General features: G+C 62.3%; 9 protein-coding genes and 1 pseudogene. 7 read left to right on the top strand and 3 right to left on the bottom strand.

Going from position 1 to position 12199, the window contains the following annotated elements; all coding sequences use genetic code 11:
- The first annotated feature begins 124 nt into the window (after positions 1 to 124).
- From zwf to ACE4QZ_RS07515, 3 genes are read left to right on the top strand one after another with little or no spacing between them, the layout of a single operon-like run.
- Positions 125 to 1594 (top strand): glucose-6-phosphate dehydrogenase, encoded by a 1470-nt coding sequence (gene zwf, locus ACE4QZ_RS07505; RefSeq protein ID WP_103463201.1) that lies wholly within the window; start codon positions 125 to 127, stop codon positions 1592 to 1594.
- The gene (gene pgl, locus ACE4QZ_RS07510) at positions 1581 to 2294 is read left to right on the top strand and encodes a 6-phosphogluconolactonase (RefSeq protein ID WP_021781913.1); all 714 of its coding nucleotides are present in this window, start codon (positions 1581 to 1583) and stop codon (positions 2292 to 2294) included. Before zwf ends, pgl begins: the two co-directional genes overlap by 14 nt.
- 17 nt (positions 2295 to 2311) lie before the next feature.
- A complete protein-coding gene (locus ACE4QZ_RS07515; RefSeq protein ID WP_003255037.1) occupies positions 2312 to 2992 on the top strand; it encodes a bifunctional 4-hydroxy-2-oxoglutarate aldolase/2-dehydro-3-deoxy-phosphogluconate aldolase in 681 nt (226 codons plus the stop codon).
- 407 nt (positions 2993 to 3399) lie between these two features.
- Here the strand turns inward: ACE4QZ_RS07515 and leuA are convergent, their stop codons facing one another.
- From leuA to xseA, 3 genes are all read right to left on the bottom strand, one after another.
- On the bottom strand, positions 3400 to 5073 hold the full coding sequence (leuA, locus tag ACE4QZ_RS07520) for a 2-isopropylmalate synthase (protein WP_021781914.1): 1674 nt from the start codon (positions 5071 to 5073) through the stop codon (positions 3400 to 3402).
- A gap of 433 nt (positions 5074 to 5506) precedes the next feature.
- On the bottom strand, positions 5507 to 6334 hold the full coding sequence (locus tag ACE4QZ_RS07525) for a M23 family metallopeptidase (RefSeq protein ID WP_103463199.1): 828 nt from the start codon (positions 6332 to 6334) through the stop codon (positions 5507 to 5509).
- A gap of 3 nt (positions 6335 to 6337) precedes the next feature.
- Positions 6338 to 7717 carry an exodeoxyribonuclease VII large subunit gene (gene xseA / locus ACE4QZ_RS07530; protein WP_028698084.1) on the bottom strand — a complete coding sequence of 460 codons (1380 nt, stop codon included), beginning with the start codon at positions 7715 to 7717 and terminating at the stop codon, positions 6338 to 6340.
- A gap of 425 nt (positions 7718 to 8142) precedes the next feature.
- On the opposite strand from xseA, the pseudogene ACE4QZ_RS07535 reads away from it, so the two are divergent.
- The 4 genes and pseudogenes from ACE4QZ_RS07535 to guaA all read left to right on the top strand — a co-directional run.
- A pseudogene (locus ACE4QZ_RS07535) lies at positions 8143 to 8289 on the top strand (sulfite exporter TauE/SafE family protein); the annotation flags it as partial.
- Positions 8290 to 8336: 47 nt separating this feature from the next.
- Positions 8337 to 8894 (top strand): sugar ABC transporter ATPase, encoded by a 558-nt coding sequence (locus ACE4QZ_RS07540; protein ID WP_103463198.1) that lies wholly within the window; start codon positions 8337 to 8339, stop codon positions 8892 to 8894.
- A gap of 86 nt (positions 8895 to 8980) precedes the next feature.
- Complete coding sequence (gene guaB, locus ACE4QZ_RS07545; RefSeq protein WP_003255025.1) at positions 8981 to 10450, top strand: IMP dehydrogenase; 1470 nt, start codon at positions 8981 to 8983, stop codon at positions 10448 to 10450.
- Between the two features lie 78 nt (positions 10451 to 10528).
- The gene (guaA, locus tag ACE4QZ_RS07550; protein WP_021781918.1) at positions 10529 to 12106 is read left to right on the top strand and encodes a glutamine-hydrolyzing GMP synthase; all 1578 of its coding nucleotides are present in this window, start codon (positions 10529 to 10531) and stop codon (positions 12104 to 12106) included.
- Positions 12107 to 12199: the final 93 nt, after the last annotated feature.

Here is a 12199-nt window from a genome sequence, read left to right on the forward strand (position 1 = left end):
TGCGGTTGGCGTACCACTTGTCTGTAACACTTGTGTGTAATGTTGTGGTTTTTACTACATTTCCCCTTGAAAACCGTGTGTGAAAGCGGTATTCCTAGACCAACTTTAGGAAAGAACCAACATCATGGCTGCAATCAGTGTCGAACCTTGCACCTTTGCCCTGTTTGGCGCCCTCGGCGACCTGGCACTGCGCAAGCTGTTTCCTGCGCTCTACCAGCTCGACCGGGCCAACCTGTTGCACCCGGACACCCGCCTGCTGGCCCTGGCTCGCGAGGCCGGCAGTGCGCAGGAGCACCTGGACAGTATCGAAGCCCACCTGCGCCGGCACGTGCCCGAGACAGACATCGAGCCTGCTGCGCTGGGGCGCTTCCTCGCCCGCCTGAATTACCAGCACCTGGACTTCCTTCAGCCCGAGGGTTACCAGGCCCTTGCCGAGCAACTGCCTGGCGAGCTGCCGCTGATCGCCTACTTCGCCACGGCGGCGGCGGTGTATGGGGCCATCTGCGAAAACCTCGACAAGGTCGGGCTGGCTGCGCGCACCCGGGTAGTGCTCGAGAAACCTATTGGCCACGACCTGGAGTCGTCGCGCCGGGTCAACGATGCCGTGGCGCGGTTCTTCCCTGAAAGTCGGGTCTATCGCATCGACCACTACCTGGGCAAAGAGACGGTGCAGAACCTGATTGCCCTGCGTTTCGCCAATAGCCTGTTCGAAACCCAGTGGAACCAGAATTCCATCTCCCATGTGGAGATTACCGTGGCGGAAAAGGTCGGTATCGAGGGCCGTTGGGGCTATTTCGACAAGGCCGGCCAGCTACGCGACATGATCCAGAACCACCTGCTGCAGTTGCTGTGCCTGATCGCCATGGACCCGCCCAGCGAACTGTCCGCCGATGCCATCCGTGACGAGAAGGTGAAAGTGCTGAAGGCCCTCGCACCGATCACCGGCGACGGCCTGAGCACCAGTGTGGTGCGCGGCCAGTACATTGCCGGCTATAGCGAAGGCAAACCGGTGCCGGGTTACCTGGAAGAAGACAACGCCAACGCTCAGAGCGACACCGAAACCTTCGTCGCCCTGCGCGCCGACATCCGTAACTGGCGCTGGTCGGGCGTGCCGTTCTACCTGCGAACCGGCAAGCGCATGCCGCAAAAACTGTCGCAGATCGTCATTCACTTCAAGGAAACGCCGCACTACATCTTCGCCCCGGAACAGCGTTTGCAGATCGGTAACAAGCTGATCATCCGCCTGCAACCGGACGAAGGCATTTCTTTACGGGTGATGACCAAGGAGCAGGGCCTGGACAAAGGCATGCAACTGCGCAGTGGCCCATTGCAGCTGAATTTTTCCGATGCCTGGCGCAGTGCAAGAATTCCGGATGCCTACGAGCGGCTGTTGCTCGAAGTGATGCGCGGCAACCAGAACCTGTTCGTGCGCAAGGACGAAATCGAGTATGCCTGGAAGTGGTGCGACCAGTTGATCGCCGGCTGGCGTAATGCGGGCGACGCGCCCAAGCCGTACGCTGCGGGCTCCTGGGGGCCAATGAGCTCGATTGCACTGATCACACGCGATGGGAGGGCGTGGTATGGGGATATCTGAACTGAAACTGCCAGCGGCCGTGAAGGCTCATGAACTGGCGGATGCCAAGGCACTGTCCGTGTCCTTGGCTCATGATGTGGCTGAGCGCCTGCGCGCAGCGATTGCCGCCAAGGGGCAGGCCTGCTTGGTGTTGTCTGGCGGACGCAGCCCGGTGCCGTTCCTGGAGAAGCTGGCCAGCGAGAATCTGGACTGGGCCAAAGTCATCGTCAGCCTGGCTGATGAGCGCTGGGTGCCGGTAGAGCACGTCGACAGCAATGCCGGCCTGCTGGCCCGTCACCTGTTGAAGGGCGCAGCCGCCAAGGCCCGCTTCGTTGGCCTGTACCACCAGGCGGAGAACCTCGATGCAGCTGCGCTCAAAGCTGACCAGGCCTTGGCTGAGCTACCGCCGATCGACGTGCTGGTGCTGGGCATGGGCGACGATGGCCATACCGCCTCGCTGTTCCCCGCCAGTCCCAACCTGGAAGCAGGCCTGGACCCGGCCGGCCCACGCCGCTGCCTGCCGTTGCTGGCGCCGAGCGTGCCGCACCAGCGCCTGTCGATGACCCGTTCGCTGCTGGCCAGTGCTGCCTTCATCGCGCTGTCTGTGCAAGGCCAGAGCAAACTCGCTACCCTGCGCGCCGCGCTGGCGGGCAACGACCTTACTGAAATGCCGATTCGCGCTTTTCTTCACGACCCCCTGGACATCTACTGGTGCCCATGAGCCAAGGATCCACAGTCATGACCACCCTTGAACGCCCGCAGCCCAAGCTCTCGATGGCTGATAAAGCCGCGCGGATCGACGCCATTTGCAAAAAGGCGCGCATCCTGCCGGTAATCACCATTGCTCGTGAGGAAGACATCCTGCCGCTGGCTGACGCCCTGGCCGCCGGCGGCATCCGTACCCTGGAAGTGACCCTGCGCTCACAGCATGGCCTCAAGGCCATTCAGGTGCTGCGTGAGCAGCGCCCGGAGCTGTGTGTCGGCGCTGGTACCGTGCTCGACCGCAGCATGTTCGCAGCGGTTGAGGCTGCGGGCGCGCAGTTCGTCGTTACCCCAGGCATTACCCAGGACATTCTCGAGGCGGGGGTGGACAGTGAAATCCCGCTGTTGCCGGGCATCAGTACGCCGTCTGAAATCATGATGGGCTATGCCCTGGGCTACCGCCGGTTCAAGTTGTTCCCGGCGGAGATCAGCGGCGGCGTAGCAGCGATCAAGGCCTTTGGTGGCCCATTCGGCGATATTCGTTTTTGTCCCACTGGCGGTGTAAACCCGGCCAACGTGCGCAACTACATGGCCCTGCCAAACGTGATGTGCGTGGGGGGGACCTGGATGCTCGACAGCAGCTGGATCAAGAACGGTGACTGGGCGCGGATCGAAGCGTGCAGTGCCGAGGCTATGGCACTGCTGGACGCCAACTGAATCAGTTGTGTGCTTTACGGCTTATGGGGCGCTTGGTCGGCGCCCCTTTTTTTTGCCTGGGATATTTGCATTGGTTGTGCTGATCTTTTCGCGGGTAAACCCGCTCCTACACCTGATCGGTGGTGGACACACACACATTGGTGATTGGGCACAGGCCGTTGTAGGAGCGGGTTTACCCGCGAAAGGGCCGGGCCTGCTGGCCAATATCCCTGGCCGTTCACCGTTGCCGTGGCCTCCGTATTCGCGGGTAAACCCGCTCCTACACCTGATCGGTGGTGGACACACACACATTGGTGATTGGGCGCAGGCCGTTGTAGGAGCGGGTTTACCCGCGAAATGGCCAGTCCAGGTCAACAAAAAAAGCCCGCATCAAACGATGCGGGCTTTCTCATCCCTCATTCCAGGCTTCAGGCCGCCTTGGCTTCCTGCTGGCTCAGCGAGCGGTTCAGCGCGCTGAACAGGGCCTTGAAGCTGGCCGTGGTGATGTTCTCATCGATACCCACGCCATGCACCGGACGGCCACCGGCTACACGCAGTTCAATGTAGGCCGCGGCCTTGGCATTGGTGCCAGCGCCAATGGCGTGCTCGTTGTAGTCCATGATCTCTACGGCAACCGGCAGGCCAGCCACCAGTGCTTCCAGGGCGCCGTTGCCCTTGCCGCGCCAGTGTAGGGTGGTTTCGCCTTCACCGGCAACTTCCACTTCCACAGCGCTGTGGCCGTTTTCTTCCTGCAGGCGATGGCTGACCAGTGCGTATGGCGCGTTGGCCTGGAGGTATTCCTTGTGCAGCAGGCTGTAGATCTGCTGGGCGGTCATTTCCAGGCCCAGGCGGTCGGTCTCACCCTGCACCACCTGGCTGAATTCGATCTGCATGCGACGCGGCAGGCTGATGCCGTATTCCTGCTCAAGCAGGTAGGTGATACCGCCTTTGCCCGACTGGCTGTTGACGCGGATTACCGCTTCGTAGCTGCGGCCGATGTCGGCCGGGTCGATCGGCAGGTAAGGCACCTCCCACAGTTCCCCATCCTGCTGCTTGGCGAAGCCCTTGCGGATGGCGTCCTGGTGCGAGCCGGAGAACGCGGTATGGACCAGGTCGCCCACATACGGGTGGCGTGGGTGTACCGGCAACTGGTTGCACTCTTCGACCACCTTGCGCACGCCGTCGATGTCGGAGAAGTCCAGCAACGGGTCGATGCCCTGGGTGTAGAGGTTCAGAGCCAAAGTCACCAGATCGACGTTACCGGTACGCTCGCCGTTGCCGAACAGGCAGCCTTCGGCACGGTCGGCGCCGGCCATGAGGCCCAGTTCGGTGGCAGCGATGCCGGTGCCACGGTCGTTGTGGCAGTGCAGGCTGATGATCACGCTGTCGCGGCGGCTGATGTTGCGGCAGAACCACTCGATCTGGTCGGCGTAGATATTTGGCGTGGACACTTCCACGGTGGCCGGCAGGTTGAGGATGATCTTGTGTTCAGGGGTAGGGTTCCACACCTCGATGACCGCGTCACAGACTTCCTTGGCGAACTCCATTTCAGTGGCGCTGAAGGTTTCTGGCGAGTACTGGAAGGTCCACTGGGTTTCCGGCTGCTGGGCGGCGTACTTGACGAACAGCTTGGCCGCGTTCACCGCGATGTCCTTCACGCCTTGCTTGTCCTGATTGAAGACGATGCGGCGGAACGACGGGCTGGTGGCGTTGTACAGGTGGACGATGGCCTTCTTCGCACCACGCAGCGACTCGAAGGTGCGGGCAATCAGGTCCTCACGTGCCTGGGTGAGCACCTGGATGGTGGTGTCATCCGGGATGTGGCCGTCCTCGATCAGGGTGCGCACGAAGTCGAAATCGGTTTGCGAGGCAGACGGGAACGAGGCTTCGATCTCCTTCACGCCAACCTGCACCAAGGTCTTCCAGAAGCGCAGTTTCTTCTCCGAGTCCATCGGCTCGATCAGCGACTGGTTGCCATCACGCAGGTCGGAGCTGCACCAGATAGGTGCCTGGGTGATGGTTTTCGACGGCCAGGTACGGTCAGGCAGGTCGATGGTCGGGAAAGCGCGGTACTTCTTCGAAGGGTCTTTGAGCATGGTCATGGAAGCAATCCTTTTGTGTGCGGCCGAGGTCGGGCCTGCCGAAGCGATAACGATATGAAGAGGCGAGGCGACGCGATTCAGCCTGGTAGTCGGGCGCTGACCAGGCAGAGGCTGCGATGTTGTCGGAGCAGGATGAGGGTGCTGAAGGTTTTCATGCCTTCAAACTTAACCAGTGGGGTAGGGGATGGCAAGCGTTCGGGAAAAATTGAGATAAATGCTTAAAAAAAGTAATCGGGCGAGATTTTATGGCTTGGATCTTCTGGGCGCTTATTGATTCTTGCGCAGTATTTTTCGATGGCGCAACGCAGTTGATCTGCTGTCGACTGTGCTGGCGTCTTCGCGGGCATGCCCGCTCCCACCAGTATCGCGCTGTGTCTGAAGGCTTCGCTGTACCTGTGGGAGCGGGCGTGCCCGCGAAGCAGACGCCGCAGTTTCAGGGCTGGAACGCGCCAATGAAAATCGCCGGGTCCACCCGCGCATCGTTCAGGCTGACGTTCCAGTGCATATGCGGCCCGGTCGCCCGCCCGGTCGAGCCCACGCGCCCGACCACCTCGCCACGACGCAGTTGCTGCCCGACCTGCACATCGATCTTCGACATGTGGCAGAACATGCTGATGAAGCCCTGCCCATGGTCGACGAACACCGTGCGGCCGTTGAAGAAATAATCCCCCAGCAGAATCACTTTGCCATTGGCGGGTGTCTTGATCGGCGTGCCCGCCGGTACCGCAAAGTCCAGCCCGGCATGCGGGTTGCGTTCTTCGCCATTGAAGAAGCGGCGCACGCCGAACTTGCTCGACAGCGGGCCGTTGACCGGCTTGTCGAGAATCAGGTTGCTTGGCAGGTTCGGGCTGAAACTGCGGTAGGCCTCGATCTGCTCGGCCAGCTCGCGGTCGATGCGCTTGAGGTCGGCCGGGTTAGGGTTGACCTGGCGGGTGTTCTTCAGGGTGATGCGCTGCTCAGGGTACTTCTTGCTACCTACGCTGAAAGGCAGGGTGCGCCCGCCCTGGTTCAGCACTGCGGTACCGGGCTTTTGGGTGAGCGGGATGCCGACGATGGCCAGCCAGTTGTCCTGCTCCTTCACCACCAGCACCGGCTTGCCTTCGAAACGGGCGCTGGGTGCGCTGGCGGCGGGGCCCAGGTCGACGACCGCCACGCCGCCGGGTACCGGTTTGTTCAGCGTGCGGGTGATATAGCTGGCCTGGGCGCCGCCGGCCAGCAGCAGCAGGGAAAGGGCAAGCAGGGGCGCGAGCATGCGGGGCATGTGTCAGTCCAGTAGTGAGAGGGTGACCGGGGTCAGGTGGTTGTCTTCGACGCGCACCAGCAGCTCGCCTTCGTTCAGGCGGGCAGTCAGGCGTTGGCCGTTGCGGGTCTGTTCGGCGCTGCGAATGGCCTGGCCTTGTTCATCCAGCAAAATGCTGTATCCGCGGGCCAGGGTGGCCAGCGGACTGACCACTTGCAGTGTCTGCAGCTGGGCCTGGAACCGCTGGCGACGGTCCTTGAGCACCTCACGCATGGCCCGTGGTAGGCGCTCGGCCAGGCTGTCCAGGCGCTGGTTCAGCAGTTTCAGGTTACGCCCCGGATGCTGCGCGGCCAGGCGGGCGTCCAGGCGTGCCAGGCGTTCGCGGCGCTGGTTGAGGTTGAGCATGAACGCGCGACGCAGGCGCATGTCCAGGTCGTCCAGGCGTTGAGCCTGCTGGCGCAAACGCTCGCCTGGGTGGCGCAGGCGCCGGGTGAGTGATTCCAGGCGCAGGCGGTCGTGGGTCAGGCGGTTCTGCATGCGCAGCAGCAGGCGCCGTTGCAGGCCATCCAGGCGTTGCCGAAGGCCGCTGTTGTCAGGGGCCAGCAGCTCGGCGGCAGCAGACGGTGTGGGCGCGCGCACGTCAGCCACGAAATCGCTGATCGACACGTCGGTTTCATGGCCCACGGCGCTGACAATTGGCGTGACGCAGGCGGCCACGGCACGCGCCACGGCTTCCTCGTTGAAACACCACAGGTCTTCCAGCGAACCACCACCACGCGCCAGGATCAGCGCATCGAAGCCGAGGCTGTCGGCCAGGCGGATGGCGCGTACGATCTGCGCGATGGCTTCGCGGCCCTGTACCGCCGTAGGGATCAGGTTCAGCTCCACCTGCGGGGCACGGCGGCCGAACACACTGATGATGTCGCGGATCACCGCGCCAGTGGGCGAGGTGATGATGCCGATGCGCTGCGGGTGAGCCGGCAGCGGCTTCTTTCGTTCGGTGCTGAACAGCCCCTCGGCACCGAGCTTTTCCTTCAGGGCCTCGAAAGCCAGGCGCAACGCGCCATCACCGGCGGGCTCGACGGTGTCGAGAATCAGTTGGTAGTCGCCACGTCCCTCGAACAGCGAAACCTTGCCGCGCACCCGCACCGCCAGGCCGTCGCGCAGCGCCTGGCGTACCCGCGTGGCGTTCTGCCGGAACAACGCACAACGCACCTGGGCGCCGCTGTCCTTGAGGGTGAAGTACATGTGGCCGGACGCCGGGCGGGCGAGGTTGGAGATTTCGCCTTCCACCCACACACTGCGGAAAACGTCTTCCAGCAGCACGCGGGCGCGGCCGTTGAGTTGGCTGACGGTAAGGACCTCGCGGTCCAGGCCGAGTCGTTCAAAGGGGTCTCTGATCATGGTGGGCATGATACTGGGCTGGGTGAGTGCATGTCTTGGGGTTTGTGGTGCCTGTGAGATCGAGCGCCGCCCGCGCGGCGCATCGCGAGCTGCGCTCGCTCCTACGTTTGTTTCGGGCCAATTATTCCTGTGCCATTTGCGCGCGAACGCCTTGGCGCATGGCGCAATATCACGTCTTACAAACAAGGCGGTCGCGCGCGCCTGTCACAGGCGTTACTGGCCCGAAACAAACGTAGGAGCGAGCGCAGCTCGCGATGCGCCGCGCGGGCGGCGCTCGATCTCACAGGCACCACAAACCCCAAGACATGCACCTGTTTGCCCCAGCGCAATCCTGCGACGAATACAAGGACTACCCAGGAACTCGGCACGATGCTCGCTCAGCTCTCCTCATGGCCATCGCTGGGGCCTACATTGTCTTCGGCATCGCCTACCTGCTGCCTATCATGTTCACTGGCCTGTGGGTAGGGCGTAGATTGACCAACCGGTTGTCCCGCGAAGCGTTCGTACGCCTGGTCACCTTGCTGGTGCTGGCCAGCGGCCTGGCGTTGATTGGTCGCTACCTGAGCGCCTGAGCGGTAGAATTGCGTCATTACCGGCGTTTCTCAGGCTTGTCCCGTTCATGAACACCCAGAGCATCATCGTTCCAAAGCTGTCTACCGTCCCGGTGCATGAAGCCCGCTCCCGCGCCATCCTGCGCTGGCTGGTGCGCGAAAAAGTCGTCGAGGAGCAACTGACCACCTGCGGTCGCACCGGCAACCGCATGGGCCATGCCCTGGCGGCAGGGGCGCGCAAAGTGGCCCTGCACCCGGAAAAACTGCCCTTCGGCGAGCCGGTCAACGGCCTGGAAGTGATGCTCAAGCGCTGCATCTACACCCCCACCGAAGGCTTCCTCGAAGAAGCCGGTTGCCCGGAGTGCCGGCGCGAGGTAGGCGAGCCGTTGTTCGAAAGCCTGGAAGAGTGGATGCCGGCAGTGAGCGACAACTTTACCTGCCCACTGTGCGGCTTCGAAGATGACATCAATGGCTTCATTTACCTGCAGCCATGTGCCTTTTCCAACCTGGGGTTCATCTTCAACAACTGGGGCGAGGCCGGGTTCACCCAGGCCTTTCTCGACAGCTTCGCCGACTGGCTCGACCAGCCGGTGGCCGTGGTGCAGGTAAAACTGCCACAAGCCTGACCGAAGGCCCTTATTTTGCATTGAGCGGCGCGCCATGCATGAGTATAATGGCGCGCTTCCATTTTTCCCGCCCGGGAGCCCCCGCGATGCTGCGTATCAGCCAAGAAGCCCTGACCTTCGACGATATCCTCCTTGTACCTGGCTATTCCGAGGTACTGCCCAATGAAGTCAGTCTCAAGACCCGTTTGACCCGTGGCATCGAGCTGAACATTCCGCTGGTTTCCGCTGCCATGGATACCGTGACCGAAGCGCGTCTGGCCATTGCCATGGCTCAGGAAGGCGGTATCGGCATCATCCACAAGAACATGACCATCGAACAACAGGCCGGCGAAGTGCGCAAGGTCAAGAAGTTCGAGGCTGGCGTGGTCAAGGACCCGATCACCATCGACGCCGATGCCACTGTGCGCGACCTGTTCGAGCTGACCCGCCTGAACAACATCTCGGGTGTGCCGGTGCTGGCGAACGGCGACCTGGTCGGCATCGTCACCTCCCGTGACGTGCGCTTCGAAAATCGTCTGGACGCCAAGGTCCGCGACGTGATGACGCCGAAAGAGCGTCTGGTCACCGTCCGCGAAGGCGCCGACAAAAACGAAGTTCGCGAGCTGCTGCACAAGCATCGTCTGGAAAAAGTCCTGATCGTTGACGACAAGTTCAACCTCAAGGGCATGATGACCGTCAAAGACATCGAAAAAGCCAAGGCTTACCCGCTGGCCAGCAAGGACGACCAGGGTCGCCTGCGCGTCGGCGCCGCCGTCGGCACCGGCAAGGACACCGGCGAGCGCGTAGCTGCGCTGGTGGCGGCTGGCGTTGATGTTGTCGTCGTCGACACTGCCCACGGCCACTCCAAAGGTGTGATCGACCGCGTACGCTGGGTGAAAGAAACCTACCCGCAAGTGCAGGTGATCGGCGGCAACATCGCCACCGGCGCTGCCGCCAAGGCCCTGGCCGAAGCGGGTGCCGATGCGGTCAAGGTCGGTATCGGCCCTGGCTCTATCTGCACCACCCGTATCGTTGCCGGTGTCGGCGTGCCGCAAATCAGCGCCATCGCCAACGTTGCCGCAGCGCTGGAAGGCACTGGCGTGCCACTGATCGCTGACGGTGGTATCCGCTTCTCCGGTGACCTGTCCAAGGCCATCGTTGCCGGTGCTTCCTGCGTGATGATGGGTTCGATGTTCGCCGGTACCGAAGAGGCCCCGGGTGAAGTCGAGCTGTTCCAGGGCCGTTCCTACAAGGCTTACCGCGGCATGGGCTCGCTGGGTGCCATGGCACAGGCGCAAGGCTCGTCCGACCGTTACTTCCAGGACTCCTCGGCCGGCGCCGAGAAGCTGGTACCGGAAGGCATCGAAGGCCGCGTTCCTTACAAAGGTGCCTTGGCCGCGATCATCCACCAGCTGATGGGCGGCCTGCGTTCGTCCATGGGCTACACCGGCAGCGCAACCATCGAAGAAATGCGCACCAAGCCGGAATTCGTACGTATCACCGGTGCCGGCATGGCCGAGTCCCACGTGCATGACGTGCAAATCACCAAAGAAGCCCCTAACTACCGCGTAGGCTGAGGCTTCCAGCTACAACATAAAGCGGGGCTGTCATGACAGCCCCGCGTCGTTTCCGATTTCCACTGACGAGATTGAGTCATGGCCCTCGACATTCACGCTCACCGCATCCTGATCCTCGATTTCGGTTCCCAGTACACCCAGCTGATCGCCCGCCGCGTGCGCGAAATCGGCGTGTACTGCGAACTGCACCCGTTCGACATGGACGATGAAGCGATCCGCGAATTCAACCCGCGCGGCATCATCCTCGCCGGCGGCCCCGAGTCGGTTCACGAAGCCAACAGCCCGCGCGCTCCGCAGGCCGTGTTTGACCTGAATGTGCCTGTGCTGGGTATCTGCTACGGCATGCAGACCATGGCCGAGCAGATGGGCGGCAAGGTAGAAGGTTCCGACCTGCGTGAGTTCGGCTATGCCCGCGTGGACGTTGTCGGCAAGAGCCGCCTGCTCGATGGCATCGAAGACCACGTTGACGACGATGGCGTGCTGGGCCTGGACGTGTGGATGAGCCACGGTGACAAGGTCACCCAGATGCCTTCCAACTTCAGCATTCTGGCCAGCACCCCAAGCTGCCCGATCGCCGGCATGTACGACGACGCCCGCGGCTACTACGGCGTGCAGTTCCACCCCGAAGTGACCCACACCAAGCAAGGTGGTCGCATCCTGTCCCGTTTCGTGCAGGACATCTGCGGCTGTGAAGCCCTGTGGACGGCGTCCAACATCGTTGAAGACGCCATCGCCCAGGTGCGTGCGCAAGTCGGTTCGGCCAACGTTCTGCTGGGCCTGTCCGGCGGCGTCGACAGCTCGGTGGTTGCCGCGCTGCTGCACCGTGCCATCGGCGACCAGCTGACCTGCGTATTCGTCGACAACGGCCTGCTGCGCCTGCACGAAGGCGACCAGGTGATGGCCATGTTCAAAGAGAACATGGGCGTCAAGGTAATCCGCGCCGACGCTGAAAAGCAGTTCCTCGACAACCTGGCCGGCGAAGCCGACCCGGAGAAGAAGCGCAAGATCATCGGCCGCACCTTCATTGATGTGTTCGATGCCGAAGCCAGCAAGCTGGAAAACATCCAGTTCCTCGCCCAGGGCACCATCTACCCGGACGTGATCGAGTCGGCTGGCGCCAAGAGCGGCAAGGCTCACGTGATCAAGTCGCACCACAACGTCGGCGGCCTGCCCGAGGAGATGAACCTCAAGCTGGTCGAGCCGCTGCGTGAACTGTTCAAGGACGAAGTGCGCAAGATCGGCCTGGAGCTGGGCCTGCCATACGACATGGTCTACCGCCACCCGTTCCCGGGCCCGGGCCTGGGCGTGCGTATCCTTGGTGAAGTGAAGAAGGAATACGCCGACATCCTGCGTCGCGCCGACCACATCTTCATCGAAGAGCTGCGCAAGGCCGACTGGTACCACAAGACCAGCCAGGCATTCGTGGTATTCCAGCCGGTCAAGTCGGTCGGCGTCGTCGGCGACGGCCGTCGCTACGCCTGGGTCGTGGCCCTGCGTGCCGTCGAGACCGTGGACTTCATGACCGCGCGTTGGGCACACCTGCCGTACGAGCTGCTGGAAACTGTCAGCGGTCGTATCATCAACGAAATCGACGGTATTTCGCGCGTTACCTACGACGTGTCGAGCAAGCCGCCGGCGACCATCGAGTGGGAATAAGTCGGCATATGGCAAAAGCCAGTGTCAGATGACCTGTAACACACAAAGGCCCGCGTAATCGCGGGCCTTTGTCATTCTGAGGTCTATCGGCTA

Origin of the sequence: Pseudomonas sp. DCA-1 (assembly GCF_046523955.1) — a bacterium.
GTDB lineage: Bacteria > Pseudomonadota > Gammaproteobacteria > Pseudomonadales > Pseudomonadaceae > Aquipseudomonas > Aquipseudomonas putida_Y.

Coding starts and splice junctions, on each gene's coding strand:
- zwf (WP_103463201.1), top strand. CDS start 125: ATGGCTGCAATCAGTGTCGAACCTTGCACCTTTGCCCTGTTTGGCGCC.
- pgl (WP_021781913.1), top strand. CDS start 1,581: ATGGGGATATCTGAACTGAAACTGCCAGCGGCCGTGAAGGCTCATGAA.
- ACE4QZ_RS07515 (WP_003255037.1), top strand. CDS start 2,312: ATGACCACCCTTGAACGCCCGCAGCCCAAGCTCTCGATGGCTGATAAA.
- leuA (WP_021781914.1), bottom strand. CDS start 5,073: ATGACCATGCTCAAAGACCCTTCGAAGAAGTACCGCGCTTTCCCGACC.
- ACE4QZ_RS07525 (WP_103463199.1), bottom strand. CDS start 6,334: ATGCCCCGCATGCTCGCGCCCCTGCTTGCCCTTTCCCTGCTGCTGCTG.
- xseA (WP_028698084.1), bottom strand. CDS start 7,717: ATGATCAGAGACCCCTTTGAACGACTCGGCCTGGACCGCGAGGTCCTT.
- ACE4QZ_RS07540 (WP_103463198.1), top strand. CDS start 8,337: ATGAACACCCAGAGCATCATCGTTCCAAAGCTGTCTACCGTCCCGGTG.
- guaB (WP_003255025.1), top strand. CDS start 8,981: ATGCTGCGTATCAGCCAAGAAGCCCTGACCTTCGACGATATCCTCCTT.
- guaA (WP_021781918.1), top strand. CDS start 10,529: ATGGCCCTCGACATTCACGCTCACCGCATCCTGATCCTCGATTTCGGT.